The sequence below is a fragment of the Pedococcus aerophilus genome, from assembly GCF_039532215.1.
Classification (GTDB): domain Bacteria; phylum Actinomycetota; class Actinomycetes; order Actinomycetales; family Dermatophilaceae; genus Pedococcus; species Pedococcus aerophilus.
In genome coordinates, this window is record NZ_BAAARN010000003.1 from 174181 (window position 1) to 189813 (window position 15633).

Consider the following 15633-nt stretch of genomic DNA (forward strand, 5'->3'; position numbering starts at 1 on the left):
GATCCCCGGCGCGTTCACATCGAACCGCGAGGAAACCGCGAGCAAGGGGTGCGCCACCAGGCGGAGGAGCTAGCGTCTGGGCACGGCTCCGGTCGAGGCACGGACGACGAGCTCGGGACGGAAGACGTACTCCGCCCGCGGGGTCGGCTCGCCACGGATCTCGTCGAGCAGCGCCCGGACCGCGGCCTCCGCCATCGGCTGCACGCTCTGGCGGACGGTCGTCAGCGGCGGGTCGGTGAAGGCGATGAGCGGTGAGTCGTCGTACCCGACGACGGAGAAGTCCTCCGGCACCCGCAGGCCCGCGCGCCGGGCTGCGCGGATCGCCCCGAGGGCCATGAGGTCGGAGCCGCAGACGACGGCGGTGCAGCCCTTGTCGAGGAGCCGGGCACCAGCGGTGTCGCCACCCTCGACGGAGAACATCGTGCGCTCGATGAGCTCCTCCACGTCGTCGCGGCCGAGCAGCGTGTGCATCGAGGACCGGAAGCCCGCGATCTTGCGGATGACCGGCACGAACCGGTCGGGGCCGATGGCGAGCCCGATGCGGGTGTGGCCGAGCTGCACGAGGTGCGTCAGCGCCAGCTCCATGGACGCCACGTCGTCGTTGGAGATGAACGGGGCGTCGATGCCCTGCTGGTAGCCGTTGACCAGGACGATCGGCAGGCCGCGTTCGCGCAGGGCGGCGTAGCGGTCGGTGTCCTCGGTGACGTCGGCGTGCTGGCCCGAGACGTAGATGATCCCGGCGACGCCGCGGTCGAGGAGCATCTGGACGTACTCGTCCTCGTGCACCCCACCGGGGGTCTGCGTGCACAGGACCGGGGTGAACTGGTGGCGCGCGAGGGCCGTCTCGATGATCTGCGCGAAGGCCGGGAAGATCGGGTTGGTGAGCTCGGGGACGATCAGGCCGACGAGGTCGGCGGACTTGCGCCGCAGCCGCGAGGGCCGGTCGTAGCCGAGCACGTCGAGGGAGTGCAGCACGGCCTCGCGGGTGGACTCGGCCACCCCGGGCTTGCCGTTGAGCACCCTGCTGACCGTCGCCTCGCTGACGTCCGCATGGACCGCGATGTCGGCCAGTCTCGCCTTCACGACGTCCCTCCCCCGTAGCTGGTGTGGCTGCGCAATCTAGCAAGAACTTGCAGCCTCCCCGGTCACGTCCGTGCAAGAAGTTTCACCTCGGGAGCGGTCGTCGAGCGGCGCCAGCGAGGGCGACGCGACGCACACTCGCTGCGCAAACGTTTCCATCCTGCGGATGGGAGGTGGTCAAACCGCCCTCGCTCCGACAGACTGACCTCACCGACGACACCGATGTCGCCGGTGTTCCACCTTTACAACGGATCGTCCGGCACGTTCCTGCCGGTGAAGGAAAGGCAAAGACGCCCATGGCAACTGTGAAGTTCGACGAGGCCACCCGCCTCTACCCCGGCAACGACAAGCCCTCTGTCGACAAGCTCAACATCGACATCGAGGATGGCGAGTTCCTCGTCCTCGTCGGCCCGTCCGGCTGTGGCAAGTCCACCTCCCTGCGCATGCTGGCCGGCCTCGAAGAGGTCAACGCCGGCAAGATCTGGATCGGTGACCGCGACGTCACCAACCTGTCCCCCAAGGACCGCGACGTCGCCATGGTCTTCCAGAACTACGCGCTCTACCCGCACATGACGGTCGCCGACAACATGGGCTTCGCGCTCAAGATCGCCGGCGTCGACAAGGGCGAGATCCGCAAGCGCGTCGAGGAGGCTGCCAAGATCCTCGACCTCACGCCCTACCTCGAGCGCAAGCCGAAGGCCCTCTCCGGTGGCCAGCGCCAGCGCGTCGCCATGGGCCGCGCCATCGTCCGCAGCCCCCAGGTGTTCCTCATGGACGAGCCGCTGTCGAACCTCGACGCCAAGCTCCGCGTCCAGACGCGCACCCAGATCGCCTCGCTGCAGCGTCGCCTCGGCGTCACCACCGTCTACGTCACCCACGACCAGGTCGAGGCCATGACGATGGGCGACCGCGTCGCGGTCCTCAAGGACGGCATCCTGCAGCAGTGCGACAGCCCTCGCCGCATGTACGACCACCCGAACAACGTCTTCGTCGCCGGCTTCATCGGCTCCCCCGCCATGAACCTCCTCGAGGTCGAGTCCACCGATGGTGGTGTCCTCGTGGGTGACTCGACCGTCGCCGTCGAGCGCGACCGCCTCTCGGGCGCCTCGGGCAAGAACCTCACGCTGGGTGTCCGTCCCGAGGACCTCGAGCTGCGCACCGACGGCCACGGCATCGCCGTGACCGTGGACGTCGTCGAGGAGCTCGGCGCCGACGCGTACATCTACGGCTCCACCAAGGCCGCCCAGCACGTGGACGAGGAGGACAGCGACGCCCCCGAGAAGCCGTTCATCGCGCGCGTCGACGGTCGTCGTCCCCCGCAGAAGGGCGAGACGGTCTACCTGGCTCCCAAGACCGGTCACGTGCACCTGTTCGACGCCCAGTCCGGTCTGCGCCTCGGCGACTGACCGCAGCAGCACCGTGTACGCCGTGTGGCCGGCTCCCGCGCAGGGGGCCGGCCACACGGCTGTCCGGGACCGACGCGAACACCTCGTCCCACCCGACGACCTGAGTGGGAGCATGGACCCGTGGCCCTGAACATCACCGCATCCCGGCCCGACCCGGCCCTGCTCGACCTCCCCTGGGAGCTCCCGCTGGAGACCTGGCCGGAGGAGTACCTCGCCGCCCTGCCCCGAGGCATCTCGCGTCACGTCGTGCGCTTCGTCAAGCTCTCCGGGCGGGTCCTGGCGGTCAAGGAGATCAAGGCCGACATCGCCGCCCGCGAGTACCAGATGCTGCGGGTGCTCAACAAGATCGAGGTCCCCTGCGTCCAGCCGTTCGGCGTCGTCAGCGGTCGGGTGGACGTCGACGGCAACCCGCTCGACGCCTGCCTGATCACCCAGCACCTGCAGTTCTCGCTGCCCTACCGCGCCCTGTTCAGCCAGTCGCTGCGCGAGGGCACCTCGACCCGCCTCATCGACGCCCTCGCGGTGCTGCTCGTCCGGCTGCACCTCAGCGGCTTCTGGTGGGGCGACGTGTCGTTGTCCAACACCCTGTTCCGCCGGGACGCCGGCGCCTTCGCCGCCTACCTCGTCGACGCCGAGACCGGTGAGCTGCACCAGTCGCTCACCGACGGCCAGCGCGAGCACGACCTCGACATCGCCCGCGTCAACATCGCCGGCGAGCTGATGGACCTCGAGGCCGGCGGCTTCCTCGAGGCGGGCACCGACGCCGTGGACACCTCCAACCGGATCGTCACCCGCTACACCGAGCTCTGGGACGAGCTGACCGGTCTCGAACGCTTCGAGCGCGGCGACCGGTGGCGGGTCGACGAGCGCATCCGCCGGCTCAACGAGCTGGGGTTCGACGTCGGCGAGCTCGCCATCTCCACCGACTTCGACGGCACCACGATCCAGATCCAGCCCAAGGTCGTCGACGCGGGTCACCACTCCCGTCGTCTCCTGCGCCTCACCGGGCTCGACGTCGAGGAGAACCAGGCCCGTCGCCTGCTCAACGACCTCGACTCCTACCGTGCCGGCACCGACCGCCAGAACGACGACGAGGAGATCGTGGCCCACGACTGGCTGGCCAGGATCTACGAGCCGATCACCCGGACCGTGCCGCGCGACATGGCTGCCAAGCTCGAGCCGGCCGAGCTCTTCCACGAGGTGCTGGAGCACCGCTGGTACATGTCCGAGCGGGCCGGGCACGACGTGCCGATCGAGGACGCGATCCGGGACTACGTCGCGACGGTCCTGCCGAACAAGCCGGACGAGGCCAGGGTCGTGGGCGTCGACACGGTGGAGATGCCGGTCGTCGCGATGTTCGACGACCGGTAGGACGGTGTCCGGGGACGGTAGGGCGGCCGGCGGCCCCTCCAATCGTCACCCTCCCTCGTCACCCTCCAATCGTCACCCTCCCCTCGTCACCTTCCCCTCGTCCCCTCTCCCTGTGGGGATCGAGAAGTCCCGAATCCGCCTCGCCGGTCCCGGTCCGGGCGCTACCTTTTCCGCCGGGCCCGGGGGCGGGACACGGTGGCGGCAAGGGGACGACCATGAGCGAGCACGAGCAGCTGACGACCGCCAACGGCGTCGTGTCGGGCCACTGGGTCCCGATGGCGGGGTGGGGACGGCGCGTCGCCGCGCGGCTCATCGACGAGGCCCTCTACCTCGTGGCCCTGACGCCGTACTTCGTCGGCTGGTTCGTCCTCGCCGGCGCACTCCCGGGCCTCACCGTCGTCTCGACGAACCCGCCCAGCTCGTCCTCGTCGGTCGACCTCGGCACCCTGCTGCTGGCGACCGGGCTGATGCTGCTGGGCTCGGTCCTCGCGCTCGTCGCCTTCATCTGGAACCGCGTCATCCAGCAGGGCCGCACCGGGCAGAGCATCGGCAAGTCCGCGCTGAGCCTGCACCTCGTGAGTGCGACGAGCGGCACGCCCATCGGCGCCGGGACGTCGTTCCTGCGAGAGCTCGCGCACGTCCTCGACGGGTTCTTCTACCTCGGCTACCTCTGGCCGCTGTGGGACCGGCAGAAGCAGACCTTCGCCGACAAGATCGTCGGCAGCGTCGTGGCCCACGCGGTGGCTGCACCCGGGCCTGCACCGGCGCCGGCGCCTGGGGCCGGCGACACGGCCCCGGGTCAGCTCCCCGGTAGCCTCCCGGCATGACCGAGCAGCCGCCGACGCCATACCTCCAGCCCGCGACCGGTCATCCCTCCGGTGGGTTCGACAGGTCTTTCGACGGGCCCTGGGGCCCGCTCGCCGACTGGGGCACCCGCGTCGGCGCCTCCATCATCGACTCGCTCGTCGCCCTGGTCGCCGCGATCCCCTACGTCATCGGGTTCGTGCTCATCATCACGGGAGCCGGCAGCGGCTACGACACCACGACGATCGAGTACGAACCGGACGATGCCAGCCGCGGGCTGGTCGTGACCGGGATCGTGCTCATCGCGGTCGGCTTCCTGCTCGCCCTTGGCCTGGTGCTGTGGAACCGCGTCCTGCGCCAGGGCCGTACCGGCCAGAGCATCGGCAAGAAGGTCCTGGGCATCAAGCTCGTCGACGAGCACACCGGCCAGCCCGTCGGCCCGGGCATGGCGTTCGTGCGCGAGATCGCCCACACGCTCGACGGCTTCGCCTACATCGGCTACCTCTGGCCGCTGTGGGACTCCAAGCGCCAGACCTTCGCCGACAAGGTCGTCAAGACGCTCGTGGTGCGGGTCCCCAGCTCCTGACTCCACGCAGGGACGACGAAGGGCGGTGACCACCCGTGGTGGTCACCGCCCTTCACTGCGTATGGCGCCGCCGGCGTCAGGCCCGCGGCCCGGAGGAGGCCCGGTAGAACTCCGAGGACTCCTTCTTCCAGAGCAGGACGATGATGTACGCGCCCAACAGGGTCGACACCACCGTGAGCAGCTTGGAGACGACCGGACCGGGCTGGATCACGGTGCTCAGCAGCCCGAGGACGCTGAAGCCGAAGAACACCGTGGCCACGATCCGCGCCCACGACTTGCCCTTGCCGTTCGCCGAGGCCATCCAGAGCCACAGCCCGACGCCGATGAGGCCGAAGACGATGCCCGTCGCGGTGCCGATGGTCACGGCGCTGTCGACCTGGGCAGGCGTGAGGCTGGTGCTGGACTTCTCCACCGCGTCGCGCACGGCGTCCCGCATGAACAGCGACAGCAGCAGGCCGAGGACGCTGAGACCTGCCCCGACCTTCATGAGCAGGACGGCCTGGTCCATGGCCGGCGGACGCGTGACCGCGGCGGCAGGCGGCGCCTGGCTCGGGTCTAACTGGGGCATCTGGCCGTAGCCGCCGCCCTGCGGTCCGGGCGGAGGCGGCGGGTTTCCGTAGTCAGACATGTGTCGTTCCCTTCGAACGGGTCGCCGCTCCCCCCATGGGCGCGACGCTGGGAACGCTAGCGGAAGGCCTGCCGGTTTGCCCTGATTGACGCCCCTGCTCAGCCCTGCTTGGCCTCCGCGCGACGACGCGCGACCTCGTAGAGCGTCACACCGGTCGCGATGCCGGCATTGAGCGACTCGGTCGCCGCCGACATGGGGATGGAGACGATCTGGTCGCAGGTCTCGCTGACGAGGCGCGACAGGCCCTTGCCCTCGGAGCCCACGACGATGACGATCGGCTCGGTCGCCAGGGCGAGTCCGGGCAGTTCGACGTCACCGTCCATGTCGAGGCCGAGGATGAAGAAACCGGCCTTGCGGTACTCCTCCAGGGCGCGGGTCAGGTTGGAGGCCAACGCCACCGGCACCCGGGCCGCCGCACCGGCAGAGGTCTTCCAGGCGCTCGCGGTCATGCCGACGGAGCGGCGCTCCGGCACGACGACACCATGGCCACCGAAGGCCGCGACGGACCGGATGATCGCGCCGAGGTTCCGCGGGTCCGTGATGCCGTCCAGGGCCACGACGAGCGGGATGCCGGGCACCTGCGGGTCGATGAAGTCCTGGGGGTGGGCGTACTCGTAGGGCGGCACCTGCAGGGCCAGGCCTTGGTGGACGGCTCCGTCGGTGATGCGGTCGAGCTCACCCCGGGGCGTCTCGAGGATGGCGATGCCCTTGGCGGTGGCGGTCTTCAGGGCCTCACGGACGCGGTCGTCGGCGTCGATGCGCCCGGCGACGTACATCGTGGTGACGGGGATGTCGGCACGCAGCGCCTCGACGACCGAGTTGCGGCCGGCGACGATCTCACTGGAGGCCTTGCCACCGCGTCGCGAGCTGCCGCCGCGCGAGCCGGAGCCGCCGGAGCTGCGCGGCCCGGACGGACCGCCGCTCTTGGCAGCGGCCTTGGCCATCTTGTGCGCCTTGTGGTTGGGGCGGTCCTCCGCCCGCGGCGTGGGCCCCTTGCCCTCGAGACCACGACGACGCTGGCCGCCGGAGCCGACCGATGCACCCTTCTTGGACGCGCCCTTGCGGATCGCGCCGCGGCGCTGGGAGTTGCCTGCCATCAGATGTCGCCTGTCTCTTCGTTGTCCCGCCGGGCCAGCGACCAGTTCGCTCCCGACGCGGTGTCCTCGATGACGATGCCGGCCAGCCCGAGCTGGTCGCGGATCGCGTCCGCCGTGGCGAAGTCGCGTGCTGCCCGGGCCGCGGCCCGGGCCTCGAGCTGGACCTGCACGAGGGCGTCGAGGGCGCCCTGGGCGTCGCCGGAGCCCGACGTGGTGTCGGTGCCCCACTGCGGGTCGAGGGGGTTGACCCCCAGGAGGTCGGTCATGGCGACGACCGCGGCGAACGCCGTCGCCACCGCCTCGTCGTCGCCGTCGTCGAGCGCGGTGTTGCCGGCCCGCACGGTGTCGTGGACGACCGCGAGCGCACCGCTCACGTTGAGGTCGTCGTCCATCGCCGCGGCATACGCATCAGGGACGGTGCTGTGGTCGGGCGTCGTCGACGTGCCGTCGGGCAGCGCCCGCAGGGCGCGGGCGAGGAAGCCCTCGATGCGCGCCACGGTGGCCTCGGCCTCGCGCAGCGAACCCTCGTAGAAGTCGATAGTCGAGCGGTAGTGCGCGGCCGTGAGGTAGTAGCGCAGCGCCAGCGGACGGGCGACCTTGGTGACCTCGGAGACGACCAGGCTGTTGCCGAGCGACTTGCTCATCTTCTCGCCGCCCAGGGTGACCCAGGCGTTGTGCAGCCAGAAGTTGGCGAAGCCGAGGCCGGCCGCGTGCGACTGTGCCTGCTCGTTCTCGTGGTGCGGGAAGCGCAGGTCGACGCCGCCACCGTGGATGTCGAAGGCGTCACCGAGGTACTTGCGCGCCATGGCCGAGCACTCGAGGTGCCAGCCCGGGCGGCCGACCCCGAACGGCGTCGGCCACGAGGCGGTCGCCGGCTCGGACTCCTTGCGTCCCTTCCAGAGCGCGAAGTCACGGGGGTCGCGCTTGCCGCGCGGGTCGGCGTCCTGCGCCGCCTCCATGTCCTCGATCTTCTGGTGGGTGAGCGATCCGTACTCCGGGAAGCTCTTGACGTCGAAGTAGACGTCGCCGCTGCCGTCGGTGGCCGCGTAGGCGTGACCCTTCTCGACGAGGGTGTCCATCAGCTCGACCATCTCGGTGATGTGCCCGGTCGCGCGCGGCTCGTAGGTCGGGGGCAGGACCCCCAGCGACGCGAGCGCGGCTGCCGTGGCGACCTCGTTGCGGTAGGAGAGGGCAAACCACTCCTCGCCGGCCTCCGCGGACTTGGCCAGGATCTTGTCGTCGATGTCGGTGACGTTGCGGACCAGGGAGACGTCGTAGCCGTGACGGCCCTCGAGCCACCGGCGCAACACGTCGAAGGCGACGGCGAAACGGACGTGGCCGATGTGCGGCTGGCTCTGGGTCGTGAGCCCACAGATGTAGATCCCCACCTTGCCGGGCACCAAGGGGGTGAAGTCGCGCAGCTGCCGCGCGGCGGTGTCGTACAGGCGAAGACTCACGGGCGCAAGGCTACCGGCGCGGGCACCCTCAGCCGAACCGCGAGCGCCTCAGGTGCGACCAGACCTGCCGTCCTGACCTGCTGCAAGCAGAACTCATCAAAGGCAACCACGCACGAAACCGGGCCAGGGGGCCTAGGGTGACAAACAGGGGGCGTTCGCGCCACGGCCCGACGAGGGGGGTCGAGCATGAGCACGACAGAACACGGTCGCACCACCTCGATGCGCGGCGCGCCCGTGTGGACCCGGATCCTGCTCCTGCTCACCGTCGCGCTGGTCGGCGCCTACACCGTGTGGACGTTCCCCGGGGTCCGCCCGGCACCGGGCTTCGACCCGCGCTTCGACGGCCTGCTGCAAGGTGGTGCGTACACGTGCCTGGCTGTGTTTGCCGTGATCGGCACCTGGCAGCGGCGCACGGCGTCGGCGGTGTCGTGGTTCATCGTGGCCTTCCTCGTGCTGAGGGCAGTGGGCTTCGGCATCGCCCTCACCGGCCTTGGCCTGGGGCACACGCCCTCCTACCCCTCCTGGGCAGATGCCGCGTGGCTCGCGTCCTCGCTGTGCCTGTTCGTCGGCCTGGTGCTGCGGCTGCGCATCCTGTCCCGGCGACGGGGAATGCTGATCATCCTCGACGCGGTGAGCGTGTCACTGGTCGCCCTCGGTCTCGTGATCAACGCGCTCGACAGCCCGCTGCAGGCGCTGGCCGGCGTTGGTGTGGCGAGACCGGCCATCGTCATGAACATCGTCTACCCGGTTCTGGACGTCGCCCTGCTCGTCGCCACCGCCTGGCTCCTCACGACCGCGCGCTCACGGATCACGCGAGCCGACCTGGCCCTGGTCGCCGGAGTCGTCACGCTAGCCGTGGTCGACGTGGCGTACTTCGTCCTGCTGGCTGAAGGCCTGTGGCGACCCGGGACCTGGGTGAGCTCACTGTCCACCATCGCGACCCTGGTCGTCGCCACCTCGGTCGCCCTCCCGCGGCTGGCCTGGCGCGCCAGGAGGACGCCCTTGCGTCGCACAGGGGAGCTCCCGGCCGCAGACCTCGCGTCGGGGATCAACGTGCCCGCCGCCCTCGTGGGAATCCTCATCGTCGTGTGCGCCTTGTCCGGGTACATCATCCCCGCCGTTGCGCCTGCCCTCCTCTGCTACGGGGTGGGCGGGGCCATCGCCATCACCCGAGGCGTGCTCACGGTGCGCTCGGTTCAGCTCGAAGCCCAGCGGGTGCTGGGTGTGGCGAGCGTCGACGTCCAGCTGTTCAAGTCGCTCGTCGACGCCTCTGGGGAGCTGATCGGCATCGCCGGAGCCGACGGTCGGCTGTTGTACCTCAACCCTGCCGGACGAGAGTTGCTGCACGTCCGCGACCCTGCGCAGGTACCCGATCTGCACGTCTCGGAGCTCGTTCCCGGAGTTGGTCCCACCACCTTCGACCGGCGATGGCCGGAGCTGCTGCGACGGGGTCGCTTCGTGGGTGAGGCCGAAGCGATCCCGGTCGACGCCAGCCCTCCTGTCCCCGTCGAGGTCTCGACCTTCGTGGTCGAGGACCCCGCGCAAGAGGGCGGTGTGGTCGTGGCCACCATCCAGCGCGACATCAGCGAGCGCCGTCGCAACGAGCGGGCGATGCACGACCTCGCCGAGCAACGGGCCCGACTGCTCCAGCGGCTCGTCAAGGCCCAGGAGGACGAGCGAGCCCGCATCGCCGGGGACGTCCACGACGACTCCGTGCAGGTGCTGGCCGCCGTGTCGTTGCGGCTGGGGATGCTGCGGCGACACATCGCGAAGCAGGCGCCGTCCCTGGCCGACGACGTCGAGACCCTGCAGGAGATCGTCTCGATCGCGACCGAGCGCCTGCGCCACCTGCTGTTCGACCTCGAGTCGCTCCCCGAGGGCATGAGCCTGTCCACCGCGGTGGAGGAGGCAGCCAACTTCATCTTCGCCGGCACCGACGTCGAGGTGCGCGTCGTCGGGGAGAACGACTTGCCGATCCCAGCGGCGGAGCGCGTGACGATCCACCGCGTGGTCAAGGAGGCCCTCGTCAACGCCCGGAAGCATGCCGGCGCCACGACGGTAGTGGTCGAGCTCGCCGTGTCCGACGACCACGCCGTCGCCACCGTCGTCGACGACGGCCGAGGGATCGCGGACGGCGAGGACCGGGACCGGCCCGGTCACCTCGGGCTCTCCGGGATGCGTGACCGTGCGCAGGTGGCCGGGGCCTCGGTAGAGGTGGTCCGCCGAGCCGAGGGTGGCACCCGGGTCTGCCTGCGGCTGCCCCTGCCGCGGGTCGGCGCCGCCTGCGACTGACCGACTGTTCACCCTCACCCATGACATCCGTCAGGGGACCGGACGCCGCGCGTCCGAGATGTTGGGGAATGTGCGCCGCTCGCGCACCGCACCCAGGAGGACCTCGTGACCAGACGCACCACCGCCGTCATCGGCGCCCTGTTGCTCGGTGCGGGCGCGGCAGCCGCCGCCCTGCCCGGCACCGCCCTCGCCTCGTACGACGGCCACGCCGCCGGCAACGACGGCAAGGGACACCACGCAGCGCCGGGCGCCCTTCCCGACGGCTACACCAACCTCGTCGTGATCTACGAGGAGAACCACTCGTTCGACAACCTGTACGGCGGGTGGGGCCGCATCGGCGGCGACACCGTCAACGGCGCGACCCGGCCGGCGGTGACCCAGGTGGCCCAGGACGGCACGGCATACGGGTGCCTGCTCCAGGACGACGTCAACCTGGCCACGCCCCCGCAACCGAACACCTGCCAGGACGCCGGCCACGGTGTCCCGGCCAGCAGCTTCACCAACGACGCCTTCACCATCGACGACTACATCGAGCCGTCGGACACCACGTGTGCCCCCGAGGGGGTCTTCGCCCCCAACGGCGTCCTCAAGGGCACAGGCCTCCCGGGTGGCTGCACCCGCGACCAGGTCCACCGGTTCTACCAGGAGCAGTACCAGCTCGACGGCGGCAAGCAGGACCGCTACGTGACCGGCTCCGACGCCGTCGGCCTGACCATGGGTCGGTACGACACCAGGGCGCTGCCCGTCTACCAGTACCTCCACTCGCACGACGCCCCCCACTACGTCCTCGCCGACAACTTCTTCCAGGGCGCCTTCGGCGGGTCGTTCCTCAACCACCAGTTCCTCATCTCGGCGCGCGCTCCCCTGGACACGTCGGCCGGCGCACTCGGCGCGAAGAGCTCGGTGCTGGACAGCAACGGCATGCCGACCACCTACCCGCTCTACAAGCCCACCGAGGCGGTCGTCGACGGCCAGCTCACCCAGAAGTGCAGCGCAGGGGGCAACGACCCCGTCGCCGCCTGCGGGGACTACGCCGTCAACACCGTCCAGCCCTCGTCGGCCCCGTCGGGCAACGGGGCCAAGATCCCGCTCATCGACGACGCGGCCTACCCCAACATCGGTGACCGGCTCAGCGCCGCGAAGGTGAGCTGGAACTGGTACTCCGGCGGGTGGGACGACGCCGTCGCCGGACACCCGGGCGCGAACTTCCAGTACCACCACCAGCCGTTCGACTACTTCGCGAACTACGCGACCGGCGCCCCCGGCCGCTCACACCTCCAGGACGAGAAGAACTTCATCGCCTCGGCGAAGAACGGCACGCTCCCCCAGGTCTCCTTCGTCAAGCCGTACGGCTCGGAGAACGAGCACCCCGGGTACGCCAGCGAGCACACCGGCAGCGACCACCTCGTCGACCTGCTGCGGACCATCACGCACGGTCCGCAGGCCGACAAGACCCTGGTCGTCGTGACGTACGACGAGTTCGGCGGGTCCTACGACCACGTCTCCCCGCCGAGGACCGACGCCTGGGGCCCCGGCACCCGCGTCCCGGCCCTGGTGCTGTCCGCCGGCATGAAGCACTCGGGCGTCAGCCACACGAGCTACGACACCACGTCGATCCTCGCCACCATCGAGCACGCGTGGGGCCTGGCACCTCTGTCCCCGCGCGACGCGAAGGTCGCCGACCTCTCGGCGGCGATCTCCGTCGGTGGACGGCACGTCGACAGCCGACCGTCCCACCGCTGAGCGCAGCCCAGCGCCGCTCCTGCGACGGCCCCGGACCGCCCCGGTCCGGGGCCGTCGTCGGTAGGGCGCGCGGCCGGGGTCAGGCGGAGTAGACCAGCGCCGTCGCGATCGCCGCGACGCCCTCGCCCCGACCGGTCAGGCCGAGGCCGTCGGTGGTCGTGCCGCTGAGGGACACCGGGGCGTCGACCGCAGCCGACATGACCTGCTCGGCGAGGTGGCGCTGCGTACCGATCTTGGGGGTGTTGCCGATGACCTGGACCCCGAGGTTGCCGACCTCGAAGCCGGCCTCGCGCACGAGGCGGGCCGCCTCGGCGAGCAGGACCCGCCCGGCGGCACCGGCCCACTCGGGCCGACCGGTCCCGAAGTGCAGCCCCAGGTCGCCGATGCCGGCAGCCGAGAACAGTGCGTCGCACGCCGCATGGCAGGCCACGTCGGCGTCGGAGTGCCCGTCCAGCCCCACTCCCGGCCAGAGCAGCCCCGCCACCCACAACTCCCGGGTCTGGTCGGTCGAGAAGGCGTGGACGTCCACACCGATCCCTGTGCGCGGCATACCGGGGGTGACCATCTCGCCATCCAACCACCGCAGTCGGCGTTAACCAGGTGAACCGGCAAACCCAGCCCCGCTAGCGTGACCGCGCATGAGCGAAGTGCTGCCGATCCCTGTCCTCACCGGTGACCTCGTCACCCTGCGAGCGCACGACCCGTCGCACGCGCAAGGAGTCTTCGAACGGGCGGTCGACCCCGTGACGCAGCAGTTCACGACGGTCCCGCGCGACTACACGCTCGAGATGGCGCACGAGTACGTCACCGAGTTCACCGCCCCGTCGCCCGACCAGATCTGCTGGGCGATCGAGGTGGACGACACCTATGCGGGGTCGATCGACCTGCGCGTGATGGACGTCGAGGCGGGGGCCGGCTCGCTGGGCTTCGCCACCCACCAGGACTTCCGCGGCCGCGGTGTGATGACCGATGCCGTCCGCACCGTCGTCCGGTACGCCTTCGACCAGCTCGGCTGGCAGACCTGTCGCTGGCAGGCGCACGTCGGCAACTGGGGCAGCGCCAAGGCCGTGTGGCGGGTCGGCTTCCCCGTGCCGACGTTCGTCCCCGACCTGCTCGTCGAGCGCGGCCGGCTGATCGACGGGTGGATGAGCACCCTGCACGCCCCGGCTCCGGCCGAGCCGGTGGCGACGTGGGACGAGGTGCGGGCGGCCCTCAGCCGCTGAGGTGACGCCGGGCCGTCGCGAGGTCGTCGGGGGTGGTCACCTTGAAGGCCAACCGATCTCCTTCGACCACGCGCACGTGACCACCGACGGCCTCGACCAGCGCTGCGTCGTCGGTGGCGTGCGCCCCGCTCGCGTGCGCGTGCTCGAGGACCTCGCGCAGGAACGCTTGCGGTGTCTGAATGGCGCGCAACCGCGCCCGGTCCGGCGTCGCCACGACGACGCCGTCGGCGTCGACCTGCTTGATGGTGTCGGTGACGAGCAGGCCCGGCACGACGGCCGGGTGACCGGTGCGGACCTCGCGGACGAGACGGCTGAACAACGCCGACGGGGCGAGGCAGCGGGCGGCGTCGTGGACCAGGACGATGCCGTCCTCGGGCCGCAGGACCGCGAGGCCTGCCGCCACGGAGTCGGTGCGCTCGGCCCCGCCGGGGACCACCTCGACGTCGGCGGGCCGGCTGCTGCGGGACGCGATCGCGCCCGCCTCCCTGAGGTGGGAGACGGGCGCGACGATGACGACGTGGGACACCTCTGGTGCCCCGAGCGCTCGAGTCACGGCGTGCTCGAGCAGTGACATTCCGTCGAGGTCGACGAACGCCTTGGGCTGGGAAGCCCCGAGCCGGGTCCCCTGGCCACCGGCCACGAGGACGACGGCGGCACTCAGGACGCGAGAACCTCGTCGAGGATGGCCTCGGCCTTGTCCTCGTTCGTCTTCTCGGCCAGAGCCAGCTCGGAGACGAGGATCTGGCGTGCCTTGGCGAGCATGCGCTTCTCGCCGGCCGACAGGCCACGGTCCTTGTCCCGACGCCACAGGTCGCGGACGACCTCGGCCACCTTGATGACATCGCCGGAGGCGAGCTTCTCGAGGTTGGCCTTGTAGCGGCGCGACCAGTTGGTCGGCTCCTCGGTGTGGGGGGCGCGAAGGACGGCGAAGACCTTGTCCAGGCCCTCCTGTCCGACGACGTCACGCACGCCGATGTCCTCGCAGTTCTCTGCGGGAACCTCGATCGTCAGGTCGCCTTGGGCCACCTTGAGCTTGAGGTAGATCTTCTCCTCGCCCTTGATCGTGCGGGTGTTGATTTCTTCGATGAGTGCAGCCCCGTGGTGGGGGTACACGACCGTCTCGCCGACCTTGAAAACCATGTGCTGTTTTCCCCTTTCGCGACCCTCAGAATATCACGCCACGCCGGTGACAGGAAAGCAGTCTTGATTGCGTTTGCGCTGGTCAGGGGCATGCAAATGCCTTACAGGACAATGATTTCGGTCTTGACAGGACACGGTGTCCCGTGCAACGCGCACGGGTGCGCACTCCGGAGCAGGAGGCCGGTAGGCTGTCACCCGTGATGCGCCGAACCCCGCTGGCCGCCCGCTCCGCAGGCCGCCCCTCGCCCCTGCGTCGACTTCTTCCGGTGGCTGCACTCGGTGCCGCACTCGCGCTCTCCGCGTGCCAGACCCAGTCGCCGATCCAGACCGACGTCTCCTACGCGCCCGCCGACGGCGTGTCCGTCGACCTCGGCGCCGTGCAGCTGCGCGACCTCGTCGTCGTGAGCTCCGGCAAGGACAAGCCCGGCGTCCTGTCCGCCTCGGTGTCCAACACCACCGGCGAGGAGCAGCGCCTGGCCTTCGCGCTGCCGCAGGGCCAGCCGGTCTACGCGCAGTCGGCCGCCTACTCCGAGGAGCGCCTCTCCGGCGCCACCCAGGTGCAGCTGCCCTCCGTACCGGTCAACCCCGGCGACGTCGTCACCCTCACGGTGCAGTCGCCCACCGCGCCGGCCGCCGTCGTGACGGTCCCGGTGCTGCCCGCCTCGGGCTACTACGCGACGCTCGCACCCACCTCGGTGCCGTCGACCACGACCGCCACCCCCTGACGGGCCCACCCCTGATCGATCACGTATGGCGCGCGGCCGGGCCGCGCGCCATACGTGTCAGTGGGGACGCGGCACGTCTCA

15 protein-coding genes are annotated in these 15633 nt (G+C 70.5%); 8 read left to right on the plus strand and 7 right to left on the minus strand.

The window, feature by feature from the left end:
• Positions 1–69: 69 nt before the first annotated feature.
• Complete coding sequence (locus ABD286_RS12865; protein ID WP_344194043.1) at positions 70–1083, minus strand: LacI family DNA-binding transcriptional regulator; 1014 nt, start codon at positions 1081–1083, stop codon at positions 70–72.
• Positions 1084–1376: 293 nt separating this feature from the next.
• On the opposite strand from ABD286_RS12865, the gene ABD286_RS12870 reads away from it, so the two are divergent.
• The 4 genes from ABD286_RS12870 (at position 1377) to ABD286_RS12885 (ending at position 5247) form a co-directional block, all read left to right on the plus strand.
• A complete protein-coding gene (locus tag ABD286_RS12870; RefSeq protein WP_344194045.1) occupies positions 1377–2486 on the plus strand; it encodes an ABC transporter ATP-binding protein in 1110 nt (369 codons plus the stop codon).
• Between the two features lie 120 nt (positions 2487–2606).
• Positions 2607–3857, plus strand: a complete 1251-nt coding sequence (locus tag ABD286_RS12875) for a DUF4032 domain-containing protein (RefSeq protein ID WP_344194047.1) — start codon at positions 2607–2609, stop codon at positions 3855–3857.
• Between the two features lie 215 nt (positions 3858–4072).
• A complete protein-coding gene (locus ABD286_RS12880; protein WP_344194049.1) occupies positions 4073–4684 on the plus strand; it encodes an RDD family protein in 612 nt (203 codons plus the stop codon).
• A complete protein-coding gene (locus tag ABD286_RS12885; RefSeq protein WP_344194051.1) occupies positions 4681–5247 on the plus strand; it encodes an RDD family protein in 567 nt (188 codons plus the stop codon). Before ABD286_RS12880 ends, ABD286_RS12885 begins: the two co-directional genes overlap by 4 nt.
• A 76-nt stretch (positions 5248–5323) precedes the next feature.
• Here the strand turns inward: ABD286_RS12885 and ABD286_RS12890 are convergent, their stop codons facing one another.
• The 3 genes from ABD286_RS12890 to cysS all read right to left on the minus strand — a co-directional run bounded on the left by ABD286_RS12890 (position 5324) and on the right by cysS (position 8429).
• Entirely contained in the window at positions 5324–5875 is a 552-nt protein-coding gene (locus ABD286_RS12890; RefSeq protein ID WP_344194054.1) for a hypothetical protein, read from the minus strand.
• A gap of 98 nt (positions 5876–5973) precedes the next feature.
• A complete protein-coding gene (gene rlmB / locus ABD286_RS12895; RefSeq protein ID WP_344194056.1) occupies positions 5974–6972 on the minus strand; it encodes a 23S rRNA (guanosine(2251)-2'-O)-methyltransferase RlmB in 999 nt (332 codons plus the stop codon).
• Complete coding sequence (gene cysS, locus ABD286_RS12900) at positions 6972–8429, minus strand: cysteine--tRNA ligase (RefSeq protein WP_344194058.1); 1458 nt, start codon at positions 8427–8429, stop codon at positions 6972–6974. Before cysS ends, rlmB begins: the two co-directional genes overlap by 1 nt.
• Positions 8430–8615: 186 nt before the next feature.
• On the opposite strand from cysS, the gene ABD286_RS12905 reads away from it, so the two are divergent.
• Positions 8616–10721, plus strand: a complete 2106-nt coding sequence (locus ABD286_RS12905) for an ATP-binding protein (RefSeq protein WP_344194060.1) — start codon at positions 8616–8618, stop codon at positions 10719–10721.
• A gap of 105 nt (positions 10722–10826) precedes the next feature.
• Complete coding sequence (locus ABD286_RS12910) at positions 10827–12464, plus strand: alkaline phosphatase family protein (protein ID WP_344194061.1); 1638 nt, start codon at positions 10827–10829, stop codon at positions 12462–12464.
• 79 nt (positions 12465–12543) lie between these two features.
• Here ABD286_RS12910 and ispF read toward each other — a convergent pair whose 3' ends face one another.
• On the minus strand, positions 12544–13029 hold the full coding sequence (ispF, locus tag ABD286_RS12915) for a 2-C-methyl-D-erythritol 2,4-cyclodiphosphate synthase (RefSeq protein WP_344194062.1): 486 nt from the start codon (positions 13027–13029) through the stop codon (positions 12544–12546).
• 73 nt (positions 13030–13102) lie between these two features.
• On the opposite strand from ispF, the gene ABD286_RS12920 reads away from it, so the two are divergent.
• Positions 13103–13687, plus strand: coding sequence for a GNAT family N-acetyltransferase (locus ABD286_RS12920; RefSeq protein ID WP_344194064.1), 585 nt, complete (start codon positions 13103–13105; stop codon positions 13685–13687).
• Here ABD286_RS12920 and ispD read toward each other — a convergent pair.
• Together ispD and ABD286_RS12930 are read right to left on the minus strand one after the other, a co-directional pair.
• Positions 13677–14327, minus strand: coding sequence for a 2-C-methyl-D-erythritol 4-phosphate cytidylyltransferase (gene ispD / locus ABD286_RS12925; protein WP_344194067.1), 651 nt, complete (start codon positions 14325–14327; stop codon positions 13677–13679). The two genes, ABD286_RS12920 and ispD, sit on opposite strands and share 11 nt — an antisense overlap.
• 17 nt (positions 14328–14344) lie before the next feature.
• On the minus strand, positions 14345–14827 hold the full coding sequence (locus ABD286_RS12930) for a CarD family transcriptional regulator (protein WP_056884891.1): 483 nt from the start codon (positions 14825–14827) through the stop codon (positions 14345–14347).
• Between the two features lie 266 nt (positions 14828–15093).
• Here ABD286_RS12930 and ABD286_RS12935 point away from each other — a divergent pair, with 266 nt between their 5' ends.
• Positions 15094–15552: a hypothetical protein gene (locus ABD286_RS12935; RefSeq protein ID WP_344194072.1), complete on the plus strand. Its 459-nt coding sequence runs from the start codon at positions 15094–15096 to the stop codon at positions 15550–15552.
• Positions 15553–15633 lie beyond the last annotated feature (81 nt).